We start from the raw sequence: 24,556 nt of genomic DNA on the forward strand, positions 1-24,556 counted from the left end.
GTACTCGCTTGATCCAGATGGTAAAGCTGCGTCTTAACCGGGTTTGTTCCGGCGTTGCCAGCCATTCTATCAGATTACCGATCACGTCGATGATGTCTTCACGCGATGTCGAATTCTCCAGACGGAAGATCGCCGCAACTAGGTTTTTCAACGGGCTGAGTTCCTTGGCGTCGAAAGCGCCTTCATCCAGCAGCAGGTAATTTAACGAGGGTAGGTATTTTTCCAGGCCGCCGGGGACTTTGACAATCAGGTCTTTGAGTTCGGTGGCGGCATCCCAACGCTTTTCGCCGTTGTATAAGACGACGGGGAGGATCGGCGGCAGTTGTTTGTTTTCGGTCTGCTGTTTGGTTTTGATCAGGTCTTGGTACAGCAGGCCCATGTAGCTCATCAATCTGACGGCCATGTAGGCGTCTACGGTCGATTGGAATTCAATCAGCAAATAGACGTAAATCCAGCTTTGCTGGTATTGGACTCGCCAGATCACGTCGTCTTCCCGGCTGCGTAAGTCGTCGGCAATGTAGCTGCCGGAGACTTTTTCCAGGGTGCTGAAATCCAGTTCGTTAACCCAGGGTTCGTGAACGAAGCCCTGCAGCAGGTCGATGATGATTTCGGGTTCGGAAAACAGGAGTTTATAAGAGGAATCGTGGGCTTTATTCATGGCCTCATGCTAACACGTTTGTTTTTTTGTTCATAAATGTTAAGGGTCGATTAATCCGGGTTTTGTGGTCGGGCATGAACGGCGTACCCGGCCTCCCGCCCGTATCAAAATAAACAAATAAGGGGCAAGTCTTGCATTATATGGATAGGTGCGCACGACGAATATGAAATTCTTATTCGCTAAGATAACGCGTGGAGCCCGTTAAAAACCTGATCAACGCTGGAAACTCGTGCGTAACCGTACAGTGACATTTATTCCGGCCAGAACTCAGGGTTCATGATCTGCTTGTAGTCCCTCGGGCAAGATTTAGGAAACACGTTCAATATCCCGGTTTCGTTCTCTGCAATGCGTGCAGCATCGGTTCACGACTCCGACCAAAAATCAGGATTTTCAAGATTGGGTTTTAAACTCGGTATTTTACTGAGTCTGCGCGTAAGCATAGTACGCTGGTCGTTGATGGTTCGTTCCCAACTTTTACCCTGATGGCTTGGGTGATATCGCCATTTAATTAAGTGTGCTAGCAACAGCGCATTCTGTTTTCAAATTCACGTTGCTCACTTTTGCCCACGTCTTCAATCTCGTCCGCAATATGTTCAAGGTCGAGCAAGTTAAAGCGACCGGAACGAATAAACGCCGCTTGGCTATTACGTCAGTTTCGTAGCTTTGCATTAGTAATGCGCTCTGTGTCTCAATAGAGTTTAAACCTTTTCAGAATAACAGCCAGTCACAAACGGAACAATCCTATTGATCAGGACAATCGCGTTATATTTTCTTTTAGCGAGGCGTCTCATTACGGACGCGGACGCCGATACCAGCAGTTAATGGCAAAGCGGGCGTGCTCGAAGGCTTGCGATGGGCAACTGACCGGCAGTACTTCGTGCGGCGCCCAAGCCGGAAATAGCACCAGTTGGTCGCGCTCAGGCTCGATATCGATAAAACCGCCGCCTTGTTCCTGCGGCACCAACGCATGCATCCGCAATTGCCCGCCGCTAAAACATTTTGGTACGGAATGGAAATAATAAACGCCGGTTAATACGCGGTGGTTTTTTATATCCGGATCGTCAGCTTGAGTTATGGTGTCGATATGGCGTTTAAAAAATGCGCCGTCGCCATGAGCCACCAGTTCGATTTCGCAGGTTGACAGTTCAAATGGCGATAGGCGCAATTCGGAAACCGCTTGCGGCATAGCTGCCCGGAAGAGAGATTCCAGCTCGGCGCGCAGTGCGCCGAAATTCCGTAGTGTGGATGAAATGCGAACGCTCGGGTCGAGTCGGGCATTTGCTCGATAGCCTAGACCGCTGGCAACGAATGAAGATTGATGTTCGACGGCATACGCCAGTAAACGCTCTACCCAGTCGTTGCCAAGAAAGTTCGGCACAACGTGGTAAGGGAATGGGCGTGTCGAAGCGGCAAAGGAAGTGGTGATGTTCAAGCGATTGCTCCTGAAAGATGCTGTGAATTAGCGGGAGGTTTTTAGAGGAAAGGATAGTAACGGCGGCGCAATCTTTCTTCATCAATATTCAGGGGATCGTAGCCAAGCCGGGCGGCGAGCTCCATTATGTCCGGATATTTCTGAATGTCCAACGGGTTCCACCAACTATCGCAAACATAGTGGAACTTATCCTTCATCGTTCTCAATGGTTCCTCCCTATTTTTCGGCACGGTTAATCCAAGAAAATTGATTAAATCCAATAGAGCATTTCCATGAAACAAGTCTTCAAAACGTACTTGCAGCCAAGGCGTATCGGTTTCTTCCTCAAGTTTCAGGCCAAGATTATTGACTTCCGCCCAGAAAAAAAGAGCTTTTTCAAACGGATTCATGGAGTCCCATTTTTCTCGGTATTGAGGAAAAGAGCTTCCTGGGTCGAAAGGAGAGGCTAATATTTTTTCTTGAAAAGAATATCCCGGGATCAACGGGGGGCAAAAAGCCCTGTGGGAAACCCACGAACATGCAACAGGGACAGGATGACGGACAAGCTGCACAATTTTAATCCGGCCTTCAAATTGCCGCGAAAGATAAGGAATGGCCCCCCATGCAGGCCAGCCGCATTCGATATAGGATTTGGTCTTTAGGATTTCTTCGATTTTCGAGCAATGGGCAATAATCTCCGCCGCATTGCCGACGGCTTCCAAATTCCGGTTTCCGAGCATTATTCTCGGATAATAACGATCATGCAGAGGCTCGTGTTCAATAACGGCATTTTCTTTGCCAATGTGCTGCAAATACTCGGCAAGCCATTGGGTGCCGCATCTTCCGGTCGATAGAAAAAAGGTTGCTGTGTTCATTTAAATTTATAAAGAATGAGCGCTTAGTAAAAAGTTAGCGTGTTTTTTGATCAAAATCTCTGGCCAATTTCATCAATAACTTGCGCAAGGTCGCGAGACCCAAACGTTTTAAACGGCAGTCATCCGTAGTTGTTCGATTTCGGATTCGGACAAGCCTGTCGCGTGAGCAATGATGTCGATTGAAGTTCCGGCTTTTATTAAATTAAGCGCTATAGCACGCGCGGCCTTATCCATGCCCTTTTCCATTCCTCGCTCCATGCCTTTCTCTACCGCCGAAGCAATCTTGCTTTCCACGTCAGCCAACGCCTGCATACGCACCGGCATTTGGGCTCCGTTGTCGTTTTGGATTTCAATATGCAGAATAAATGTTTCGCCTTCAACAAGTTTTACACGAGCAACCAAGTCGGCATGGCGGTCCTCTACACGCTATTGGAATGTTTCAAACTACTCAACTTCTGTCACCGGTAAGTTGAATAAATAGTTAGCAAAATCTCGCACCAAATGCTTAAAAATTCGTTTGGAGATGATGTCTTTTTCTGCCATGCGTTTACCCTAGAACTTATCCGGGCAGTATACAACACAAGTAATTATATGTGCTTTCCCGGTCAATACATCGGATCTTGAAGAATGGATAAATTTGTTCGATACGTTCGTGTCTTGGATTACAAACCGGCTACAAGGCTGGCTGTCCGTAAGCGGGGCAATTAAGGACTTAACTTCCCGAATCACTGCTTCCGGTTGTCAAACCGTTCGTGCTGAGCCCCATTCGACAAGGTTCTCCTGAGCGTAGTCGAAAGGGCGAACGGAAAATCTATATCGGAATGTTATTAATGGCCGTACCCAAGTCGGTAGCCACCCGCTCTGTGGCAGCAGCGCAATAATTGCTCTTAAATATTGAGGCTATTGAAAATGAAACGCGGTAAATGGCGAACCACCGCCATAATCCAACGCCACTTGGCGGGTGTATATATAATCGGCTTTCCACGATCGATTCCGTCGACGATACAGCGGGCAACATCTTTTACCGGGGCGAGCTGCTGATTTAGCTGCGCGGTCATAGGGGTTTCTGTAGGACCCGGTTTTATTAGCACCACCTTAACATTCGTGGCCGCTAGACGGTGTTGCAAGCCTTGCGTATAGCGAGCAAGTAATCCTTTGGCGGCGCCGTAGACGTAATTAGATTTACGGCCGCGGTCTCCGGCCACCGAACCGATAATCGCCAACGTCCCCCGGCCTGCCTTGATCATGTGTCCGGCAAAAGCTTCGGCAAACAGTGCCGGAGAGACGCCGTTGATGGTCAGCGCTTCATGGGCGAGGCTCAGATTTTGCTGACAGAGCGCTTGATTCGGCAATGCTCCGTGTGCAATCAGGACGATATCGACGCCTCCTTGATCGACGGATTCATCTGCCACAGCCTGAATAGCGGATGGTTCGGTAAAATGCGCCTCGCGTACCCGAATGACCGATTGCGGGTTACGGATGCGTAGATCGGCCGCAATAGATTCCGCTTTTAGACGATCACGAACGACTAGCGTCAGGTCGACCGCGCTGCCCGAAACCCACAAGCGGGCGCAGTGTTCCGCAATTGTTGAGTTTCCGCCGATGATGACGATTCTTTTTTTGGGGGATTGCATCATCACATGCCGATTAAACGTCGCGATAGCGCTGAACTGATGCCGGGATCACGATAGCGTAAAAACTCGGCCAATCGCGGATAACCGGACCCGAACAGGTCGCGCGGCATGCGCGCGTCCTTGGCCAGATAAAGCCGCCCGTCCGCCGCATGCACGATGGCATCCAAGCGTTTGAAGAGCCGTTGAGTCGCGGAGCCTCGGTTGGCAAAATCCAGCGTCAGGGTAACGCCTTCCTGCGGAAAGCTCATTATCCCCGCCGCAGAAATACGGCCAAAAGTTTTCAGCACTGCCAGAAAAGAACCGTCTCCGTAGCGCGCGGTTTCCGCCAACATCGCGGTTATTGCATCGTGCGCCCATCGGCAGGGTACAACGCTTTGGTATTGAAAAAAACCTGAAGGACCGTAGAGCCGGTTCCATCCTTGCACTGTATCCAGCGGATAAAAAAAATTCTGGTAATGCGCCAAATGCCGACCTGTACGCCGTTTATTGATATGGAAATAGGCTGAATTGAACAGTGGCAGCGTTAGTCGATTTATCAAAGACAGCGGCGGCGTAAAAGGGATGCTTAGTCTCCGGTTGCGCGGCGGAGGCTGGTTCACTGCCGCTGAAGCAGGATTAGCGCGCATGAAAACTCCCCGCGTGTTTTTAGCGGACAGGCAATCGATCCAGGCCGCGCTGTATTCCCAATCCGTATGCGAGCTGTCCGCCAGATCGAAAAAATCGTCCAGCCGATCATAAGGCAACACTTCGACTTCTAACCAGGAACTGTCAGCTTGTTTCAGCTGAATTTCGGCTTCGGCGATCACGCCGGTCAGGCCAAAACCGCCTATGGTGGCGGCAAACCAGTCGGGCCGAAAGTTTGGGCCGCAATCGATGACTGTTCCATCGGTACGAATGAGTTTTAAGCGGCGGATATGGTTGCCGAATGAGCCGCAAGCGTGATGGTTTTTGCCATGCACGTCATTGGCGATGGCGCCGCCGACGGTAACGAACCGGGTGCCCGGCGTCACGGGGAGCGCCCAACCCTGAGGGATGGCAAGTTGCTGAATGTCGGATAACAGTACGCCGGCCTCGCACGTCAGGCGTCCCGTGTTCGCGTCAAAGTGGATAAAACGATCCAGCTGGGCCGTGTTCCATAAAATGCCGTGCGGATTCAGGCAAACATCGCCGTAGCTGCGGCCCATGCCGTAAGCAATGCCGGTTTGCCGGCCTTGCAACTGCTGAACGATGCGGTGGCGGTCGAACAGGCGCCGGACTTTATGTTCGGAGCTGTTTAAGCGCCCCCACGAAGAGACGGTTACCATAACGGCCAACCGTTCGCGCCTATTGCCAATATCGAGGCGAACACGAGACCGGACAACAAGCTGGCTTTATCGGTCAAGGCAAATATCAGCGGATCGTCGTGCATGTGGCCCCGATGCGTCTGCATCCACATCCAGCTAATCCAAAACAGCATAACGGGCACGTTTCCCCAAATGATTTCCGGTGTTCGATAGAGCCGGACGACGGCGTCGCTATTGATATATAAGGCCAGGATCAACGTGGCGGCATAGCCGGACACAATTCCCATTATTTGGATCAACGGAGCATCGGCTAAGACATAAGCGCGTCCGTATGCTTTCGGGGACTTATCCGGTAGTTGAGCGTCCAGCTCCGCATAGCGTTTGACAAAAGCCAGCGATAAAAACAGAAAGACAGAAAATGCAAGCAGCCAAAACGATAGCATCATCTTGGCTGCGGCAGCTCCGGCAATCACACGCAAAGTGTACAGAAAGGCCAGCAGAAGGCAATCGATTAGAATTAATCGCTTGAGTCGCCAGGAGTATGCGTTGGACAGTAAAAAATACAGCAATAGCCATGACATAAATTCGCCGTTCACATCGGCTGCGAGTACCAAGCTTACGCACAACAAAAGTGCCGCCAACGCCGCGCCTTGCCATAACGGCGCTTTGCCGGAGGCAAAAAGCCGATTGCATTTGCGAGGGTGTCGTTTGTCGCTTTCGAGGTCGAATAAGTTATTAATGATATACACTGCCGAAGCGCATAGGCTGAACGAACAAAATGCTTGAACCAGCGCTTGCCAGACGTTGCTATCGGTAAATTGGTGAGCGGCAAATGCAGGAACGAACAGCAGTAAATTCTTTAACCAGTGATGCGCGCGTAACTCGTGCCACCAAGCTGAAATGTCCATTATTCAAACCTTATTGTCAGGGAAAATCTGCTATGACAATTGCGATTGCTCTGTTTGGATTCCATGGTGAACATCGGGACTGAATATTTCTTTCCAAAACGCCAGGACGCCAAAAAACAGAAAAAACGCACCGTAACCGGCAAAATGCAAAGTCACTTTTCCGGATGCGAGACTGGAGAGCACTAGGCTGGCTAATACCGGGATTAACAGCACTATTGCACAGTTCCTGAAAAAAATCGCGCTGCCTGTTGCAACGGACTGGTAATAGCCTAGAGCAACAGCGGTCAGCCCCGTAGTCAACGATATAACAATATCCGAGTAAGGAAGCAACGACCTGAATCTTTTGATTTTGTTAATCGTATGTAAAGGGGAAAATCCGGCAGGGTCGTAAAAGTAAAACGGCGCCGTAATTAAAATAAAAACGGCACATGAAATACAGGTATATTTTACTGCCGGTTTCCAGCCGGCGTTTTGGGCTAATGCCGAAAAAATCAACGGTAAAATCAAAACAAAATTAGCGCGCGACGAAAGTCCTATACCAAGCAAACATGCCGTTATTAATTTTGTTGATTCTTTATGGCCGGATTCGGTAACGGCGCATATCATCCACAAGGAAAAAACCAGAATATATAAACTGTTGGATAAATAATCATTGCCGACAAACACATGAAATAAAACGGCCGGCGACAAAAACAACGTAGCCCATAAAAAAAACAAGCAGGATCTCCAGCTATTTAGATACGGTTTAATTGTTAATAAAAAAACAAATAACCAGAATATATTCTGGTATGCCGAGGTGCCAAGTAGTACAAAAGGGATTGCCAACAGTAAGGCGCCGGGCAATGGGCTGATCGGATTGTTAAAATAGGTTTTGACGTAATAAGGATAATGTCCTTGCATCAATTCGGCGACAGCGATATTCAATGCGTCGTCGCAATCGCTACCAGGACCAAATACTCCCGAATTGGCTAGCGGATACATGATCGAAAAGCCGCTGCAAATAACAAAAAACGTCAAAGCCAACAATAGTATGGCTTTTGCTTCGGAAATCTTGGGAAATCCCCGAAGTAAAATATGGCGGGTCACAAAAAATAGGATTAGCGATGATATGACGAAGTAGCAAGTAACTCCGGCTAGTCCTAGATATTTTTGCAATATCCAACCGGATGGAAGTTGCAGAGATAAGGTCCCTACTACGGCGTAGCTTTTTGTTTGGGCATTAAGTTTTGTCATTTATAAGGTTTTTACGATCTCAAAATTTAATTTAAATAACAACTGCCGGAGAGTTGCGTTTCAGTAATCCGTCGTGCCACAGTGATAACAAGCAGGTGAGCAGTAATACAAAATTAAAAGGGATGTAATAATGTAGGGCGCTGTTAATTGGTATGAAATAGTTAACTATTTTCAGGCCAAACCAAAACCAAAATATTATCCCATAAATTACCAGTGGCCGGGACAATAAGCCATTAACTGCTGCAAGCAAAAGTGGCAGTAAAAACACAAAGTCGTAACTAAGATGTTTAAAGCTTGCCAGGGATAAAAGCGATATAAAAGCCAGGTCGAGGAGGCGATTTCTTTTTGTTGTTTTGATAAAAAAATAAAAGACAGTCAGGCAAAATGCTATCGAAATAACATAGTTTATTTGATTGCCGCGGCCAAATTTCAGCTCGAAAATGCTCATAATATCGGCGGTGCCTATTCTTACGCCGAGGGTGCTGACCTTTAGCGGAAGAACAAGCCCGTCTATAAAATCAATTTTAAATAGATAGCAGAATACTATAACCGCTACTAGGTTAGTCATGGCGGCAAACAATACCGAAAGATAATATCTATCGTATAACAAGCTAAGAATTAAAGGTGGCGCAAAGCTGTATTTTATTATTGCAATAGAGGACGAAATACCTTTTATGATTTTGCTTTCCGATAATAGGGATAGCATAAAGCAAAGCAAAACGATTATTGAGATCTGTCCATTACCTAAAGTATTCCTGAAGGGCGTGGATATTAAAAACAAGCATGCGGTCAACATGGTCTTCTCTTTCGAGAAATGAAGCTCCTCGGCGGCAAGATAAAGAACCAAGACTGTGCATGTTAGGTTTACTGCCAACCATGCCACTTTGGCGGCATTGAAATCAAGGCTTCCAAGAGGAAGCAATATGAAATAGAGTAAGTGAAGATAATTGGGAATCTGTAGCAAAATGATTTCATGATTGATATTTCCGCTTAACCATTCTTGAAAAGGATTGATTCCTCGCAATAGCAATGAGGCTCCAGACCATTGTAAGTCTTGACTATATATTTGCGATTTTAAGCATGCTTTGGTTATGGAGACAGCGCTACCCGCAACAATAAATAGATAAAAAAGTTTTTTCGTTATATTCATAAAAAAGTAAGTGCTTTTTAAAGGTATATTGTTTGCCGAAAATAAAGTTGTTGTGATGCGCCGTTGACGCTAGCCGATTGCCTAAAATAACGACGACCTAAGCACGGCGGAATTGATGTCTAGCCTGTCATTTTGTTAGCTGCTGTTTTTTGGGAAAAACTTGTCTTTCATAAGAATAAACCTTCTTTCATATAACTCATAACTTATTGAGCTAATGATAATTGTTAGCAGGAGTGATATAAATATTCCTAGCTTTCCTGGAATCATATAACCTATCACCCATATTATCGGGAAATGGAAAATATATAACCCATAGCTGATTTTACCCATGTAATATAAAAATTCGCTTTCAAATATCGCCGGGAAAAACTTTCTATTATTAATTTGTAATAACAGGATGGCAAAAAATATATTTATAATCGAATAACCCAATACATAATTGTCTTTCATAAAGGGCATATAGCTCAAGCTCGATATTTTAACCGCGCCAGTTGAAATGTATTGTGTTGAGTAACCGAATAGCAACATAATAAATAAAGCTATCCACGCAGAATTATTGGATTGGCTGCGTTGGCGAAGCGCAAAAATTCCGCCTGTTGCAAAGGCGTCTATATGTGAAAAAGGCAATACATAAACGACCAAATCAATACGGCTGGCTAAGAAGGGAAGTGCATCTGACGCAACAATCTCCGAGATTAGAAGCCGAAAAATTGGGCCTAGGAAAATAGCGATCAACAATATCGATTTTATGTGCTGTTTCCTTGCAAAGAACATCAATAGCGGCCACAATAAATAAAATTGTTCTTCAACAGCTAAAGACCAAACGTAACTTAGCAGCTTGGTCAATTCCAACATTGTGCTGGCAGCAAAAAAATTATAGGTATACGTTAAAGCCCAAGGAAGCTGCTCAATAAATCTGTCTATTTCTTTGATACCCTTGTAACCGTCAAGATTAACTACAACCCAAGCTGCTAGCCCAGTGAATATTAAATAGGCGTAGTAAAGTGGAAATACGCGCAATGCACGTCTACCATAGAAGTTAATAAAATAACTACTTGGTTTTAAGGCAACTTTCATTTCAAGCAATATCGGGATCAGCAAGAAACCCGACAATACAAAAAATGCTTGTACGCCTAAATAACCAGCTCTGAAGTTAACGGCATGAAACAGAAAAACAGCAAAAAATGCCAACGCTCTAAAAGAAGTAAGTCCTTTATTCATTAATTACAGCCATAAAAGTATCTCGAAATACCGGAAAAATTACCAAGTTTCGATGTGTAAATAAATCTTATCTGAAAGTTACTAAATGTTTAGTCCCATGCTTTGGGTAAGCCGCGCACCGTTAGTATGCGACAGATCGTGAATGCGATCTTCTACGTGCTCACGACAGGCTGCCAATAGCGGCAATTGCCGCGCGAATTCCCGAAATGGACGGTGGTGTATTATTACTTTTACACGTGGTCGTCCGACGGCACCTGGGAGCGCCTGCACGGCCTGCTTCGTGCCCGGCTGCGGGAGAAATCCGGACGGCACAAGCATCCCACAGCAGGCTGCCTGGACAGCCAAAGCGTCAAGTGCACTGCCGTCCCTGGCATACGGGGCTTTGACGCGGGCAAAAAGGTCAACGGGCGCAAGCGCCACGTTCTGGTTGATACCTTGGGGATGGCGCTGACGGTGCTGGTCACGACTGCCGCCGTACAGGACAGCGACGGCGCGCGCCTGTTGCTGCAAAACCTGCCGGGTAGCTGTAAGAAGCTACGCAAGATATGGGGCGCAGCACGACGGCCAGGCAAAACTTGAAGCTCTCCTGCACCCAGTTCACCAACTGGCCGTCGTGCTGCGGCCCAAGGAGACCAAAAAATTCGTGTTGCTACCACGACGCTGGGTCGTCGAACGTACCTTTGCTTGGCTGAACTTGTCGCGCCGCCTGAGCAAAAGCTACGAGCGCCTCCCAAAGACCGACGAGGCCTGGATTTATATCGCTATGACCCGCATCATGTTGAACCGCTTGGCTTAGATCGATAATTTCCAAACAGCTTCTTAGGGATTCAGAGGCGACAGGTTTATATCTTTTGGCATTCCGTCGCTGTTGATTGTGATAAGCACAGTTGCACTTGAAGACGTTTTTTCAAACGTCCTCGAACACAAGCTATGGGATATTTTATCAGGTATGGGCGATGCAAGTTACGCAACTTACTTGACGCATTGGTATGTAATCGTTGCATTTAGAAAGATAGCGAGCGGGCAACTCGGATTATTTGATTTTTATTCAAATTTTGGCGTGACTTTGACATTGCTAGTCTCATTGCTTGTCGGGCAACTTACCTACCATTTTATTGATAAGCCATTACACATAAGCTTGAAGGCGTTTTTTACGGCAAAGCTTGCTAAACACACTTAACAGCAGCGTTTATGATGCTGAGAAATGATTTCTAGAAACCAGTTTTTGGCACGGTCTTAGAAAATAACAAATCTTATTAATCAAATTATAGCCTTCTGATATGTTCAAATTATTTTTATACGCCATCTTGTTATCGCCTATTCCGTTTGGCGCTAACCGGGCTTGGGCTTGGAACTTGTATGCGCTATTGCTTGCAGCCACTGGTTTAACCGGTTGCGTCGCAGTCTTGCTTGGTAAAACCGACATTCGCGTCAGTTTGGAACCGGTCAAGTATCCGTTTTATCTGGTTTGCATACCGGTTGTCTGGAGTTTAGTGCAGCAGTCCGGCTTTTTACCGAATGGATGGACGCATCCTTTCTGGCAATTAACCGGCGAACAATTACCGATTCCCGTTGAGGCTTACATCAGTCTCTCTCCGCAAGAGACAGCGACCGCGCTGATGAAGCTGGTCAGTTATTTGGTAGTTTTTTTTATCAGCCTGCAATTTAACCGGGATAGCGGACGGGCGGCAGTTACTTTTAAAAGCATTGCTTATGCCGGGTTGGTTTATGCGGTTTATGGCCTGATTGTTTATTTAGGCGGGTTTGATACGGTGTTATGGTTTGAAAAATCAGTTTACCGGGAGTCGGTGACCAGTACGTTTATTAACCGTAATTCTTACGCTACTTATGCGGGTTTAACGCTGCTGGCCGCTTTTCCGTTGTTATTTGAGAAAATTCAGTCCAGCTTTCAATATGGTATTAAAAGCTACTACGGTAGGCAGTATTTTTTTGAGAATATACTGGTTAGAGCTTGGTTTCCGTTATTACTGGTTATTACTATTACGACAGCGTTATTTTTAAGTTTGTCTCGCGGCGGCTGTTTGAGTACGGCTCTGGCTGTATTTGCACTTTTTACCATCTTGCTGGTGAGCCGCAGGATTAAAAATAATGCTGCTGCGATATTTTTGTTCGTTGCTATAGGTTTGGTCTCTGCGGGAGTGCTGAAACAAAGCGGCGATCAGTTAATCGAGCGTATTAACGACATATCGTCCGAACATCAGGATCGCTGGTTGGTTTATGATATTTTATCGAAAGCCAATGTCGAGAATCGCTGGTTGGGGGTTGGGTACGGTAGTTTTGAGAAAAGTTTCAGGTTATATCGCGATGAAACCATCTCGGCTTATTACGACAAAGCCCATAATACTTATTTGGAAAATATTTTTGAATTGGGTTTGTTTCAAGCCTCGGCGTTGTTTTTAGCTATTTTCTTAGCGGCTTTGCTATGTCTTCGCGGCGTTTGGGTTCGACGTAAAGATTGGATTTACCCGGCTGTCGGTTTTTCCGCCAGCGTGTTGGTTGGCGTGCATGCGTTGGTGGATTTTAGTTTGCAAATACCGGCCGTGGCTTTTACTTATGCGTTGATAATGGGGGCGGCTGTCGGACAGGCTTCCTCAACGCGGCGGGGCAGAAAGACAAGCGGTTGAGACCGTGAAAGCATCCACTACGAATTTTCAAAGAACCGACTTGAAAAGAAGAGTCAATAAACATTCTTTCCGGTAAATCCGCGAACAATTGTCAAAACAACAATTTTAAGGTCGAACCATAAAGACCAATTTTGGATATACTCCAGATCGTACTCAATACGTTTTTGCATCTTATCCAGTGTATCCGTCTCACCCCGCCAACCGTTTACTTGAGCCCATCCGGTAATGCCCGGTTTAACTTTGTGCCGCAACATATATCCCTTAATTAATTTGCGGTACTGCTCGTTATGCGCCAACGCATGCGGACGTGGTCCAACCACAGACATCGAACCTTGCAATACATTGATAAATTGAGGTAGTTCGTCCAGGGACGTCCGGCGTAAAAATGCTCCCAGCGCAGTAACGCGCTTATCGCCTTTTTGCGCTTGCGGAATGTTTTCACCATCCTCGCATACTGCCATCGAACGAAACTTCCATACTTCAACAACTGCGCCGTTCAAGCCATAGCGCCGCTGTTTGAATAATACCGGACCGGGCGATGTCGCTTTAATTGCAACTGCAATCGCAATCATAAGAGGGAAAATCAACGGCAGAATCAAACTACCTAAAATAAAATCCTCCGCCTGCTTGGCCCATCCATACAAGCCATAAAACGGAGTCTCATACACGCTTACCAGCGCTATTCCGCCGAAATTAACCCATCGCGAATGCATCAATTCCGAGATAAAAAGATCCGGTACCACATAGACCGATACCGTGGTGTCTGCAAACTGGTTGACCAATTCTTCAATAAGTTGTTCGTTTTTAAGCGGTAACGCAACATATACGGAATCAACCGCGCCTGTCCGCGCCTTTTCAATCAAATCGTCTATCGATGCTATGAAATATGTCGAGCTTTCAATATTCACCGGCAATTCTTCACGTTGATGATCGAAAATACCGTCGACAACCAAGCCGGACCATGGCATGGAATCGAAATGTTTGATCAGCCGATGCCCAACCGGATTATTCCCAACTACTGCAACCGTACGCGTATTCGTGCCATGCCGGCGGATATATCTTAATAATCCACGTACAGACAGCCTGACGATTATCAATGCGGTCGGGGCGGCAACGAACCATGTCAACACAACTAACCGGGAAAATATTTCCGATGTTTTGGTCGCAAACGCCAGCATTAGCAGCGTAGAGACCACTATCAGCCAAATGGACAATAATGTACGAATCTCATCCATCAGGGAATTGATGCGCCAAGAGTTATAAAGCCCTTTAATTTCTGCGAAAAGCGCAAAAAAGACCGCCGCTAATAACGATACTAGAATCCGTTTGGTATCCCATTCATTATCGTGCAGGACAAATCCGATCCAGTAAACGAAAAAAATCAGGAAGGCGTCAAGCAAACGCTGTAGGAAAGAAATGCGGGAGGCATATGGTCGAAGAAAATTTTTAGGCACGGCAAATCACTTTTAGTTCCCGTTCGAATTTTCTTAGCACAACCTCTCTTGAGAATTGCTGTTCCGCAATGCGTCTGCCCGCTCTTCCTAACCGTCTTCGTTCAACCGGATTAGCGGCCAGGGATTTTAAAAGGTCGGAAAATGCGTCGGCATTATCCGGAATTGAGACAGCTCCACACTGGGACACGATTCTGCCGACTTGGGTATCGGGATGGGCCGTGGCTAATACCGGCCGGCCGCTTGCCAAAATGCCTAACAATTTGGACGGCATGACCAAATCCGCTACATCCGCTCGTTGCGGCAATAAATGCACATCGGCCATGTTTAGTAATTCGTTGAGCATTTCCAACGGCTGCAACGGCAGCCACAGAACATTTTTTAGCGAGGCATATTTTTCTTGCAATCTCGATTTGGCGGCGCCATCGCCACACAAGACAAGTTGGACATCGGAACTTTCTTCAAGCTTGATTGCCGCTTCCAATATAATTTCCAACCCCTGCTTTTCGCCCATATTTCCTGAGTACAAGGCAACGATTTTTGATGGCAATATTCCCCAGCGGCTTCTGAACTCGTTCGTGGAGTCCAATGGATGAATCTCGCTTAAATCAACCCAGTTAGGAAAAAGAAAAGTTCTATCATACGTTACGCCTTTGCTGCCCAGTTTTTCCAACATCTTGACGGAAATTGTCGATACCCGGTCGAAACGGCGGAGTATTAAACGTTCGGCGATCAGGATGCAGCGCTTCAACCAATCCGCACGCAATATGCCAAGATCGAATGCGACATCAACCTCAAAATCCTGGATATGCAGCCATGCTTTCGCACCGGAAAGCCGTGCCGTCAGCCAAGCCTGTGGAGCACAAAAGAATGGCGGTTCAACGACCAGCACCATGTCGGGCCTCCAAAAAATTTGCCGCAACATAACCGGAAAACTGGACAGCGCAAAGCTGGCCAAATGCAGCAAACGCGTCAAACCGGAAGGTTTAGCGGGAATCCATAACGGGCAGCGGTATACAACCAAGCCGTTTTTGTCCCGCGGTTGCCGTCTTCTTTCTCTAAGCCATCTATTCGCATAACCTTCGCCTATTTGCCACTGCGGATAATAAGGCGGAGCCGTGACCACCCGGACCTCATGCCCTTGCGCAACCAGCCACTCGGCCATTTCGGCGGAATATTTGCCGATGCCTATCAACTCGGGGGAAAAGTTGATGCCGTGAATCAGTATTTTCATAATGTTATGTTTTGTTTAAAGATCGATCATTCTGTTGCGGCTGAATAGAAAATCCGCCTGTACGGCCTGTCCGCGATCGTTATAGGCTGGGTTAAACATACCTATCAGATGGAAGCCTCTGCATGAAAGCCAATCAATAATTTCCGCTGCCAATTTTTGTTTTGAATAGAGTTCAACGAAAGAACATTCGCAATATATCCACTCAAAATGACCAAGCAACGATTCGCAGCCTCGAAGCGCATCGAATTCAAAACCCTGGACATCGAGTTTCAGCATCGCAGGTGATTGTAAGTCGGCGGCGCTAACGAATTCATCAAGCGGTGCCACGCGTACTTCGGTAGTCGCTATTTCTTCGGTACCCGGAAACAGGGTTGCCTGCAATGGAGAAATCGGCAGTAACGATGACGAATCGTCTCTGGCGGAAACATGCATCTTCTGTATCGCGGGCTCCGGTCCGATCGCTGCTTGGTGCAGAACGACATGGCTATCGCCGGTAAAAACACGACGGAAAACAGCGGCCGGGCCGGGCAATGGTTCAAATGAAACGACATGGGCTTTAGACGTCCACTGCCGCGCTGCCAAGGCGAATTGGCCGCGGTTGGCGCCAATGTCGATGATAGTCAGCAGGTCTTTAGATAAAATATGCCGATGTTCGCTCCCCGCAAGCACCCGGTGAAGAAGCAAAGCAATTATCAATCGTTTGGAGAGTAATGCCTGAGTCAGTTTGTCCAACCTGTTGAGCAGGGCTTGATATTTCATAATAATGGGTTTACTCCGAATTCGCGCTGAATTGCTTCGACGCAATCAATTTTTTCTCTCCGCATCCGGCGTTCTACTTCCCGGATTTTGACATCTACCAAGAAGCGATACCAAAAACCTTGTAAGAAGTGAAAAATAAAGCCACTGCTTCCATCCAGTACGCCGAGACGGAAGATCATTCGGTAACAGAAAAACAAGAAGGCTCTTAAGCCTAACGGTAAATGCAAATATAAATTTTCTTTTAACCAACGGACATAGCGGGCTTGAGAGGTAAGGTCGTGATTGTTGGAAGAGACCGGCAGGAATTTATGTTTAATATTCAGTAGATCAATTGCCTCGCGGGTCGCATAGCTATTGTGCTTATGAGTCCACCAAGTAATATTGTTTAAGTTATCGTCGAAAAAATCTCCGTTAAGATGTTTTGTGTTTCCATGCTCCAGTACCATGTGCTCATCCATCCAGCGGCTTTCTATCTTTGCCGAGCCGTTGCGCCATAATCGCAGTACCCAATGAGATATACCGCCGTAACGTATTTCTTTTCCTTGGAAACACACGAGCCGATAAAATAGATAACCATGAGTTGCTGAACAGTTCAAAGACAATTCTGCGCGGATTTCTTCGGCCAATGCAGCAGAAATTACCTCGTCGGCATCTACTCTCATCACCCAGTCGGTGTCGACCGGAAGGTTTTCCAAAGCCCAGGCGAGCTGATCTGCGTGATTTTTGAATGTATGCTGGTAGATTTCCACTCCCAACATTCTTGCGCATTCAACAGTTCGGTCAGCGGAAAAGGAATCTACCACGAAGACTCGTTTGGTAACTTGGAAGACGCTTTGGATACAACGCTCAATGTGGGTTTCTTCATTAAACGTCAGAATTATGGCTGCCAGACTGACTGTATCGTTTGTTTCCTTATTACCTAAATTTTCCATGTTGAAAATGTTTTAATTGTTAATTTGGGCAGTGATAATCATGCTTTTCCATAGGCCGAAGGTTCTGCCCGCTCCTTTAAAACCGATAACTTTAAAGCCATTTGCTTCAAGCAGTTGCGACAGGGAACGGTACGACCAGAACTTGATGTGGCCGCCTTCCCATAAGCTGGTATGGTGACTGTCCCATTTGCCCGCCAAGCAGATTAGCAAATTTTTCAAATAGCCATGGTACGGCGTGGTGACAATCAGATGTCCGTCCGGTTTCAACACGGTACGTGCAAAGCGGGGGAGTGCCGACGGAGAAAAAAGGTGCTCAATAACTTCAGTTGAAATCACTGTATCGAAAAATGCTTCATGCAAGAGGTCAGGTGAATCGTAAACGGAAAGTTGCTTAAACTTTGCACCTGAATTTCCTGCTTTAGCTATTTCAATTCCATCCTGGTCGGCATCGCATCCGACAACACTAAAGCCTTGGTTGTGTAAGTAGTGGCTAAAAGCGCCGTTGCCGCAACCTAAATCCAGTATTTTTTCTGCTTTTAGATTATGTAAGATTTTGACGATGGGCTCGGATAAATAGGCTTGCGAATCCTTGGGCTCAGCATCTTTCCAGCCGTAATTAGCAATGCCGTTAACACTCTCTTTCATGTAATCCCTTAATATTCAGAATAAATAATCACTTTATAAATTATGCCGGCAATGTCAAAGATTCAATCTTTCGCGAATGACTCTTCCTGCCATGATCCGGAAAGGACGACTGAAAATATTGTTGTGCCGCGTCCATTCTTTTGAAATTAGTTGTTAATTTCGCGAAACAATCTCTTTATAAAGCTTGAGCATGTTATGGGCTACACTACTCCAAGAAAACTCTTGTTTCATCCATTCTCTGCCTCGATTTCCCATTGCTGCCAATTCCATAGACCGGATTCCGGTTATTGCTTGAGCCAATGATTCAGGACTATTACCCACCCAAAGTCCGCAATGCTTTGTTTCGAGATCGGCCCAGGGTGTGCCGTGACTGGCAATTACCGGAACACCGTGAGCGAGTGCTTCTGCAACTACCATGCAAAAGCATTCGGTATGTGATGGAACCACGCATGCGTCGGCATGATAAAAAGCCTGCGTTTTTGGGTTGCCATCCACATGACCAACAAAAAATACATTTTTATTTAAAATTCCGAGTTTATTCGCCAAATCGCACAGATTCCTGGCGTAAACGGCATCGCCGGTACCATGAATAGATAATATAACGGTTTGATCGTTGAGAATCGCCATCGCATGAAGCAGATTTTCTATCCCTTTTTTCGGCGCGAGACGTCCCAAATATAATAATCTTAGTTTCCCCTCCGGCACCCAGCTTCTTTGGGACATGGCATTAGGAATTTCTACACCGTTTGGCACAATTGCCGCTTTAGCCTTGGGTATTCTGGTTTGCGTCGCGACACGCTCTCGTTCGGATGTCACGTGAACGATCACTTTTTCCTTAGTAATTAAAAAGCTGCATAGCATTTCCCAAACGCGCTTCAAGTTTTTACGTTTTGATCCAGGCCATTCATGCGCATCCTGTATTGCTCCGTGAGGCGACCATACAACGGGTTTACGCAGCATTCGACAGATTAATAATGTTGGGATAGTGGGAAACGAATAAATAGCTGTGAGATGCACAACATCAGCCCAGCGTACTAGAGAGGGTAGTTTTCGTAACAGTTCGATCGAAACGCTGGCACCCGCTATTCGAGGTGTCATCAATACTTCTTGATTTGGGTAAAGGTCGTCAAGCAGTGCATAGTCCAAGCGTTGTGATGGCAGTAGGCCCGCTGTATCGGTTGTTAAAACCTTCAACGTTATCCCGGAAAATTTAGCCAAGGCATTGTTTAAAGCATAAGCAGTAAATATGGGACCGCCCCAATAAGTCGCTGGATAATAGGAAGGGATGACGTGAAGAATTTTCATGCGTTTGTTGGTTAATAGCTTGGCGGAAATGATAGTCAGCGATTCTTTATTTGTGCGATATTGCGTTCTAGTTCAGCCGGTTACTTTTGGCATTCGATGCCCAGGCAATTATCCCATCTGTCTTTATTTTCAACATCTTGAAACACTGGATTGGAAGAATCGCCAAATTGAGCCCGCCTAATATTATTAAATCCTACCTTTTTAAGCTCGTCTTCAAGCGATTTATAATCCCACATCCAAAGGTGTTGAGAATTTCCAAGCCATTCAAGTATGAATGGCTTTAATTTTCTGTTGCGAACTTCTTTGCCTAGCGAGGTATTTTGCATGAATTTAATTGCGGCCTCGGGCGAGGCATTATGGATATATTCTTTAATGAGGTATTCCAAGTCGGGCAATACCAGACGAAAAGTTCCGCCGGTCATCAGAATTTTGTAAGTATTTTTTAACGCGATCCTAAACTCGTACAACGACAAGTGTTCGAGAACATGCGAGCAATAGACCGCACGGCATGAATCGGCCGATATAGGTAAGCCGCGAACAATATTGCCGTAATTAACATTACCGGGAAAACGTGCCGCGTTCTTGATGTAAAGCCGTCCGATTAACGGCAGTCTTTCGAACCGTAACGTAGGAGAGGCATCGAAATTTATCCAGTTTTTCGGTGCCGACCAACCACAGCCGTATTGAACAAATTGATTATGATCGGATTGTTTCACCGCGTACTCATGGAAATAAATGATTGAAAATTTAATGTTCTATTGTCGGCTTTTCGTAAGTTTTACCGTTAATTCTTTTCGGTATGCTCAGCACTGTTTCGGCCCAACGGCGAGGGGTAAATTGCAGCGACATCAAATAGCTGTTTTCACCTATGATGCGGCGGGCAGCGGGGGGCAAGGCACTGTAATTCAGCATAGCCCCGGCTAGTTCCTCGGCGCTGCCTGTTTCGACAACATAACCATTATAATCGTCTTGAATGAGATGTGCCGTAGCGCCGACGGCATCTGAAGCAATTACTGCCATGCCCGCGGCCGTTGCTTCATGAACTACCAGCGCCCAAGGCTCAAAAGTGCTTGGTAATATCAGGCAATTTGCTTCCATGAATTTCTTGGGCAAATCGTCAGGTTGGCAGAATCCTTTGCATTCGATTCCTGGGATACCGTCAAGCATAGGTTGTAACGGTCCGGCGCCATAGCATTTCAACGGCCAAGGATCGACTGCTTGCTGACGGTAACGCTGATACGCATTAACCAAGGTATCCAAGCCTTTTTCGGAGACAAACCTGCCAACAAATAAAAATGAGCGGGCTTCTATTTGTTGTTTTTTTCTCTCGAAATAAATCGAAGCAAACTTTTCATGATCGCAGCTGTATAGGCCGTGCAAAATCTTTCTTTGTGAAAAGCCCATTTTTTTCGCGAAAACCCTTTGCCGCTCCCCTGCTACAAACATTGCTTCGCAAATAGGATGAAGATAAAAACGCGAAATAAAAACGCCTAACCATTGTCTGGGCGTTCCCAGCCATGGCCTGTCCGAGGTAAAGACTCGGATGGATTGCCCTTTGAAATGTCTTAGCGTTTTTCGATAGCCTTGATAATGCCAATTCGCGCAAAGAATCAACTCCGGTTGAAAATTCTCAAGAAGCGGGATGAGGCGATTAGCATCCACAGAGCCATGCCACTGAAAATGGTTTTCGATCCAAGCGAAAGTCAACTCGTCGAATGGTGCATCCTTGTTAATGCAGCTGCTTGCAACAAACAACTCCACGCCATCCATTGCGGCCAGCTTTTTAAGACAAGCATTCATATATCCCGATAACTCGGTCCACAAAACAGCGATTTTCATCTAACGATATCTAAAATTCGATTAAACGTTACTGCTGGATTGGTGATCCATTTCTCCAGCAAATATATTTTCATTAGAAGCTTATCCATAAAATTCATAGGCCGGCCCATTGCCTTAGAAAATAGCCGGTTGCAATCATGTTGATATAACGCGTTCAATCTCCCGGAGCCGCTGATTGACGAGTCATAGATTCTGAACGCAGCAATGTCCTGATAAAAAGCACCGAATTTACAGACGTTGATTGCCATATCGAGCAGTAACTCGCCATCCCAGCACGTCCGATTGTTAATGTTAAAGCCCGCGGTTGAATAAAATGCACTACGGCTGAAAAATGTGCCTTGCTGAATAAATGTAACAGCGCCGTAAGCAGCCAATCTTTTCGAATAACGGGTGGGCATAATTTTTCTAACTATCACCCCGGTTTTATCGATTATATATCCGCTGCCGCACGCTACATCGATTTGCGGATGCTGTTCAAAATAGCCGGCAATTTTTTGCAATGCTCCCGGCAAAAGTTCATCGTCGGCATTGATGAAGCCAAAGATGTCGCCGGTTGCAAGGCGAAACCCGTTATTCAACCCGTCGGCCGGGCCTTTATCGGGTTCATACAGGATTTGAGTTATTTTAGAACGGTATTTTTCGATAATATCCCTGCTTCCATCGTTTGAACCTGGGTCTACGACAATATATTCCAGATCGTCGAAATCCTGGTCGATGATGGAGCGGATTGCCTTTTCTAAATATTGAACCTGATTGTAGGAAATCGTGACGATGGAAATCTTCATGCTGGTAATTTTGATGTGGCTAAATATCTCGTCATGGATAGGGTTACGATCATTAACGATAGATCGTAGGCGGAGAACAATCGTCCTTCAGCTCCGAAAGGAGAAAACGGTATGTTCCATAACAAGTTAAAAGCGATAAACGAAATTAGCGGAGTATATGTCGCATTGGTTTGATAACACACTGTTAGGCAACGCAATGTAAGCATTAATGCAAAAAACCAAAAAATCGCTCCCGCAAGTCCTGCTTCCACCCACGCTCCCATTATATAAGAGTGGGTTGGGATTAGATCGTCATTTAGAGCTCCCTGAAGCGCGTACCCACGCTGGCTCAAGGCGTCTAGCATTGTGTCGACATATTTTGGGTTTTTTGCCCAAGAGCCATGGCCAATAATTGGAGAATCTATAATTGCTTGGGATGAAGCTAGAATTTCAGCGCGCCCGCCCAGCAGAAGTCCCATATCGCCTGTAGATTGCAGGAGATATTTTTCACGCACTTCCTCGCCAAACCAATCGTCATTGACACTATAACGATAAAATGCGGTGATGGCATAAATTGCAATCCCTCCGAACAAGATAAGTTTTGCAACGTCAGCTCGTTTGATGGCGTGATAACCAAAACTAACGGATTTAGTAATGATTATAAATCCGCCAGTTAGTGCGCAAATCAACCCAAGCGAACGAAAATCCGTATAGAAATTCAATAATCCTGCGCTTAGGATGATTATGGCGGACAGAAGTTTTCTTCTACTAAAAAACCTAAACTGCGCGGCCAATACGATTAACAGGGTGACTCCCGAACCGTAACCGAACTTCCAAGGATAATTTTCCGCATAGATATTCGGATTAATAAAATACATAAGAATTTGCCCTAGCGCGATACCCAACGCGAACATGAAGAGACGGTTCTTTTTGCCGTTTATATATAGGTAAACGCTTGAAAAATTAAGTAACAGAAAAATAATTTTTGAAACTCCGCGGCTCGAATCCTCTATGGGAGTGTCTCGGATGATGTCTGTTGCAATTTGAGAGAGTAACCATATAAAGCCGAGCAATATCAGTTTTTTCGGCAAGGGCTCGAGTAATAAATGTCCGCGAAAGATTAATAAAAACGGAAGCATTAATAGCAGCAGTATCTCGGGCAGAAACAAGCGGCCGACTATCTCTACTTCTACGAAAGTTAGCATCGGAAGAAGACAGGCGAATGCATCGCCAAAGATATTCGGTAGTTGCGATTGGGCTGTCAGGCGCGGCTTCCAATTCACTGGCTTGAAATCGCGGGGGGCTGTTTTTTCTATGTTCATTACTTATCTTTCAAATATGTGGCAGTGTAATTTTTCGATGCTGCGCTATGAGTTTTCCGGCAGCAGGAAATTGTAGACCTCCATTAACCCTTGTCCGTAATGACTCTGCGTGTATTGGGTTTTTATCAATTCCGCATTCCTACGGCCAATTTCCGGAATTTGATCCCGATTCAGGATACTTTCTCTCAGGGAAGTTTCCAGTGCATCGACACTGCCCGGTGCGATAATTTTTCCATGTACCTCATGTTGCACGATAGAGCCGCTGTTTGGTGTGGTAATGACGTAACATCCACAGGCCATGGCCATAAAAACAACCCGAGCCGAGCCTTCGGCCAATGACGGGAAGACAAAGATATCGGCCGCACTCATGTGGTTTGCCAGTTCGTCCCATGACAAATGGCCGGTTACCGTAACCCGGCTATCGGTAAAAAAAGCAGAAAAATCGTTGCGCAAATTCGGATCGATGGAACCTACGGCTTCGAATTGCCAAGACAGATCTCGTAATCGCATAAGCGTTTCTAGCAGTATTCGTCCTCCTTTTCTTGACCCCATGTCTCCGGCAAATAAAATCCTAATAGGCCGTTCCGCTAACGGAGCAAAAGTGCGTTGCGGAATTAAAGATAAAAAGCGGTCATCGATGCCGGTATATAGGACAAAAATCCGCTTTGCTTCGTAGCCAAAGTGGATAAAAGTATCCTTAACAAAATCCGAGTTAACAAGCAGATAATCCGCTTGCTCCATGTCTTTGCGAATGTTGCGCCACATTTTATTGATGGGAGCGTCCAGTCCCAACGGCGGCAATTGGCCGCCATTGGCAATTAGATAATCCAATGCCATAGGATGCGCAATCGAGTGGTCGCAAAGTGTAACCATGCCTTTCTGTTTGGCAATTTGTACGGAGTGGTGCCCGTATCCGGAGCGATAGTGGTAAAGCCGCGCCGGCGTTTTGCGTATAACGCGCTCGGCTTGCCATGCGTAAAATCTTAAACCATAGTCGACAACGCTTTCAAAGCACGGCATCCGTCTAGCGATAAGGCGAGAGAATCCATAAACAAATTCTGTCAACCATAAAGAGCATACTAAACTGTCGGACACACTTTCCTGACGATGCAATAAACGTTTGACCGGAGCAAATTTATCCAATTTTAACCAAGTGATCACTTGCCTAAGGTTAGGCGTTGGATAACCGGCAGTAATAAATCTCGTCAATACGTTATTCTTATAAGCTTCGGCCGCAGCCATGCCCGTAATAAATTTATGGTGTCCGTTCGAGATGATAATCATGCT

23 protein-coding genes and 2 pseudogenes are annotated in these 24,556 nt (G+C 46.1%); 3 read left to right on the forward strand and 22 right to left on the reverse strand.

Going from position 1 to position 24,556, the window contains the following annotated elements; all coding sequences use genetic code 11:
* From EKO24_RS03230 to EKO24_RS03280, 11 genes and pseudogenes are all read right to left on the reverse strand, one after another.
* Window positions 1–658 (reverse strand): Rpn family recombination-promoting nuclease/putative transposase (locus tag EKO24_RS03230; RefSeq protein WP_143733167.1); only part of this gene is annotated, 658 nt, incomplete at its 3' end.
* A gap of 362 nt (window positions 659–1,020) precedes the next feature.
* Window positions 1,021–1,289 (reverse strand): annotated as a pseudogene (locus EKO24_RS23545) (DUF29 domain-containing protein); the annotation flags it as partial.
* A gap of 159 nt (window positions 1,290–1,448) precedes the next feature.
* The gene (locus EKO24_RS03240) at window positions 1,449–2,090 is read right to left on the reverse strand and encodes a 2OG-Fe(II) oxygenase (RefSeq protein WP_127028979.1); all 642 of its coding nucleotides are present in this window, start codon (window positions 2,088–2,090) and stop codon (window positions 1,449–1,451) included.
* Between the two features lie 41 nt (window positions 2,091–2,131).
* Entirely contained in the window at window positions 2,132–2,791 is a 660-nt protein-coding gene (locus EKO24_RS03245) for a hypothetical protein (protein ID WP_127028980.1), read from the reverse strand.
* Window positions 2,792–3,052: 261 nt separating this feature from the next.
* Window positions 3,053–3,346 (reverse strand): hypothetical protein, encoded by a 294-nt coding sequence (locus EKO24_RS03250; RefSeq protein ID WP_127028981.1) that lies wholly within the window; start codon window positions 3,344–3,346, stop codon window positions 3,053–3,055.
* Window positions 3,347–3,831: 485 nt separating this feature from the next.
* Window positions 3,832–4,578 (reverse strand): SDR family NAD(P)-dependent oxidoreductase, encoded by a 747-nt coding sequence (locus EKO24_RS03255; protein WP_127028982.1) that lies wholly within the window; start codon window positions 4,576–4,578, stop codon window positions 3,832–3,834.
* Window positions 4,579–4,580: 2 nt separating this feature from the next.
* Window positions 4,581–5,882, reverse strand: coding sequence for an FAD-binding oxidoreductase (locus EKO24_RS03260; protein WP_127028983.1), 1,302 nt, complete (start codon window positions 5,880–5,882; stop codon window positions 4,581–4,583).
* Complete coding sequence (locus EKO24_RS03265; RefSeq protein ID WP_127028984.1) at window positions 5,876–6,769, reverse strand: UbiA family prenyltransferase; 894 nt, start codon at window positions 6,767–6,769, stop codon at window positions 5,876–5,878. The genes EKO24_RS03260 and EKO24_RS03265 overlap by 7 nt, the downstream gene beginning before the upstream one ends.
* Window positions 6,770–6,799: 30 nt before the next feature.
* The gene (locus EKO24_RS03270; protein WP_127028985.1) at window positions 6,800–7,855 is read right to left on the reverse strand and encodes a hypothetical protein; all 1,056 of its coding nucleotides are present in this window, start codon (window positions 7,853–7,855) and stop codon (window positions 6,800–6,802) included.
* 178 nt (window positions 7,856–8,033) lie between these two features.
* Window positions 8,034–9,152: a glycosyltransferase family 87 protein gene (locus EKO24_RS03275; RefSeq protein WP_127028986.1), complete on the reverse strand. Its 1,119-nt coding sequence runs from the start codon at window positions 9,150–9,152 to the stop codon at window positions 8,034–8,036.
* A gap of 135 nt (window positions 9,153–9,287) precedes the next feature.
* A complete protein-coding gene (locus EKO24_RS03280; protein ID WP_127028987.1) occupies window positions 9,288–10,373 on the reverse strand; it encodes an acyltransferase family protein in 1,086 nt (361 codons plus the stop codon).
* A 216-nt stretch (window positions 10,374–10,589) separates the two neighbouring features.
* Between EKO24_RS03280 and EKO24_RS23460 the strand changes: the two are divergent.
* The 3 genes and pseudogenes from EKO24_RS23460 to EKO24_RS03305 all read left to right on the forward strand — a co-directional run bounded on the left by EKO24_RS23460 (window position 10,590) and on the right by EKO24_RS03305 (window position 13,018).
* A pseudogene (locus tag EKO24_RS23460) lies at window positions 10,590–11,169 on the forward strand (IS5 family transposase).
* 78 nt (window positions 11,170–11,247) lie between these two features.
* Window positions 11,248–11,553 carry an acyltransferase family protein gene (locus EKO24_RS03300; protein WP_127028990.1) on the forward strand — a complete coding sequence of 102 codons (306 nt, stop codon included), beginning with the start codon at window positions 11,248–11,250 and terminating at the stop codon, window positions 11,551–11,553.
* 100 nt (window positions 11,554–11,653) lie between these two features.
* Window positions 11,654–13,018 carry an O-antigen ligase family protein gene (locus EKO24_RS03305; protein ID WP_127028991.1) on the forward strand — a complete coding sequence of 455 codons (1,365 nt, stop codon included), beginning with the start codon at window positions 11,654–11,656 and terminating at the stop codon, window positions 13,016–13,018.
* Window positions 13,019–13,071: 53 nt separating this feature from the next.
* Here EKO24_RS03305 and EKO24_RS03310 read toward each other — a convergent pair whose 3' ends face one another.
* From EKO24_RS03310 to EKO24_RS03360, 11 genes are all read right to left on the reverse strand, one after another.
* Complete coding sequence (locus tag EKO24_RS03310) at window positions 13,072–14,472, reverse strand: undecaprenyl-phosphate glucose phosphotransferase (protein ID WP_127028992.1); 1,401 nt, start codon at window positions 14,470–14,472, stop codon at window positions 13,072–13,074.
* Entirely contained in the window at window positions 14,465–15,703 is a 1,239-nt protein-coding gene (locus tag EKO24_RS03315; RefSeq protein WP_127028993.1) for a glycosyltransferase WbuB, read from the reverse strand. The genes EKO24_RS03310 and EKO24_RS03315 overlap by 8 nt, the downstream gene beginning before the upstream one ends.
* 15 nt (window positions 15,704–15,718) lie before the next feature.
* Window positions 15,719–16,462: an FkbM family methyltransferase gene (locus EKO24_RS03320; RefSeq protein WP_127028994.1), complete on the reverse strand. Its 744-nt coding sequence runs from the start codon at window positions 16,460–16,462 to the stop codon at window positions 15,719–15,721.
* Window positions 16,459–17,394: a glycosyltransferase family 2 protein gene (locus EKO24_RS03325; RefSeq protein ID WP_127028995.1), complete on the reverse strand. Its 936-nt coding sequence runs from the start codon at window positions 17,392–17,394 to the stop codon at window positions 16,459–16,461. The genes EKO24_RS03320 and EKO24_RS03325 overlap by 4 nt, the downstream gene beginning before the upstream one ends.
* 12 nt (window positions 17,395–17,406) lie before the next feature.
* Window positions 17,407–18,039 (reverse strand): class I SAM-dependent methyltransferase, encoded by a 633-nt coding sequence (locus tag EKO24_RS03330; RefSeq protein ID WP_127028996.1) that lies wholly within the window; start codon window positions 18,037–18,039, stop codon window positions 17,407–17,409.
* 153 nt (window positions 18,040–18,192) lie between these two features.
* Complete coding sequence (locus EKO24_RS03335; protein WP_127028997.1) at window positions 18,193–19,344, reverse strand: glycosyltransferase; 1,152 nt, start codon at window positions 19,342–19,344, stop codon at window positions 18,193–18,195.
* An 80-nt stretch (window positions 19,345–19,424) separates the two neighbouring features.
* Window positions 19,425–20,060 (reverse strand): class I SAM-dependent methyltransferase, encoded by a 636-nt coding sequence (locus EKO24_RS03340; protein WP_127028998.1) that lies wholly within the window; start codon window positions 20,058–20,060, stop codon window positions 19,425–19,427.
* A gap of 31 nt (window positions 20,061–20,091) precedes the next feature.
* Window positions 20,092–21,183, reverse strand: coding sequence for a glycosyltransferase family 4 protein (locus EKO24_RS03345; RefSeq protein WP_127028999.1), 1,092 nt, complete (start codon window positions 21,181–21,183; stop codon window positions 20,092–20,094).
* On the reverse strand, window positions 21,180–21,968 hold the full coding sequence (locus EKO24_RS03350) for a glycosyltransferase family 2 protein (RefSeq protein ID WP_127029000.1): 789 nt from the start codon (window positions 21,966–21,968) through the stop codon (window positions 21,180–21,182). The genes EKO24_RS03345 and EKO24_RS03350 overlap by 4 nt, the downstream gene beginning before the upstream one ends.
* Window positions 21,965–23,269, reverse strand: a complete 1,305-nt coding sequence (locus EKO24_RS03355) for a hypothetical protein (protein ID WP_127029001.1) — start codon at window positions 23,267–23,269, stop codon at window positions 21,965–21,967. Before EKO24_RS03355 ends, EKO24_RS03350 begins: the two co-directional genes overlap by 4 nt.
* 45 nt (window positions 23,270–23,314) lie before the next feature.
* Window positions 23,315–24,553 carry a glycosyltransferase family 4 protein gene (locus EKO24_RS03360; RefSeq protein ID WP_127029002.1) on the reverse strand — a complete coding sequence of 413 codons (1,239 nt, stop codon included), beginning with the start codon at window positions 24,551–24,553 and terminating at the stop codon, window positions 23,315–23,317.
* Window positions 24,554–24,556: the final 3 nt, after the last annotated feature.

The sequence above is a fragment of the Candidatus Methylobacter oryzae genome (genome assembly GCF_003994235.2).
Lineage (GTDB): Bacteria > Pseudomonadota > Gammaproteobacteria > Methylococcales > Methylomonadaceae > Methylobacter_A > Methylobacter_A oryzae.

Excerpts from the sequence above, each read along its gene's own strand:
- EKO24_RS03255 (WP_127028982.1), bottom strand. The coding sequence starts at position 4,578 with ATGCAATCCCCCAAAAAAAGAATCGTCATCATCGGCGGAAACTCAACA.
- EKO24_RS03260 (WP_127028983.1), bottom strand. The coding sequence starts at position 5,882 with ATGGTAACCGTCTCTTCGTGGGGGCGCTTAAACAGCTCCGAACATAAA.
- EKO24_RS03265 (WP_127028984.1), bottom strand. The coding sequence starts at position 6,769 with ATGGACATTTCAGCTTGGTGGCACGAGTTACGCGCGCATCACTGGTTA.
- EKO24_RS03275 (WP_127028986.1), bottom strand. The coding sequence starts at position 9,152 with ATGAATATAACGAAAAAACTTTTTTATCTATTTATTGTTGCGGGTAGC.
- EKO24_RS03280 (WP_127028987.1), bottom strand. The coding sequence starts at position 10,373 with ATGAATAAAGGACTTACTTCTTTTAGAGCGTTGGCATTTTTTGCTGTT.
- EKO24_RS03305 (WP_127028991.1), top strand. The coding sequence starts at position 11,654 with ATGTTCAAATTATTTTTATACGCCATCTTGTTATCGCCTATTCCGTTT.
- EKO24_RS03315 (WP_127028993.1), bottom strand. The coding sequence starts at position 15,703 with ATGAAAATACTGATTCACGGCATCAACTTTTCCCCCGAGTTGATAGGC.
- EKO24_RS03320 (WP_127028994.1), bottom strand. The coding sequence starts at position 16,462 with ATGAAATATCAAGCCCTGCTCAACAGGTTGGACAAACTGACTCAGGCA.
- EKO24_RS03325 (WP_127028995.1), bottom strand. The coding sequence starts at position 17,394 with ATGGAAAATTTAGGTAATAAGGAAACAAACGATACAGTCAGTCTGGCA.
- EKO24_RS03330 (WP_127028996.1), bottom strand. The coding sequence starts at position 18,039 with ATGAAAGAGAGTGTTAACGGCATTGCTAATTACGGCTGGAAAGATGCT.
- EKO24_RS03335 (WP_127028997.1), bottom strand. The coding sequence starts at position 19,344 with ATGAAAATTCTTCACGTCATCCCTTCCTATTATCCAGCGACTTATTGG.
- EKO24_RS03345 (WP_127028999.1), bottom strand. The coding sequence starts at position 21,183 with ATGAAAATCGCTGTTTTGTGGACCGAGTTATCGGGATATATGAATGCT.
- EKO24_RS03350 (WP_127029000.1), bottom strand. The coding sequence starts at position 21,968 with ATGAAGATTTCCATCGTCACGATTTCCTACAATCAGGTTCAATATTTA.
- EKO24_RS03355 (WP_127029001.1), bottom strand. The coding sequence starts at position 23,269 with ATGAACATAGAAAAAACAGCCCCCCGCGATTTCAAGCCAGTGAATTGG.
- EKO24_RS03360 (WP_127029002.1), bottom strand. The coding sequence starts at position 24,553 with ATGATTATCATCTCGAACGGACACCATAAATTTATTACGGGCATGGCT.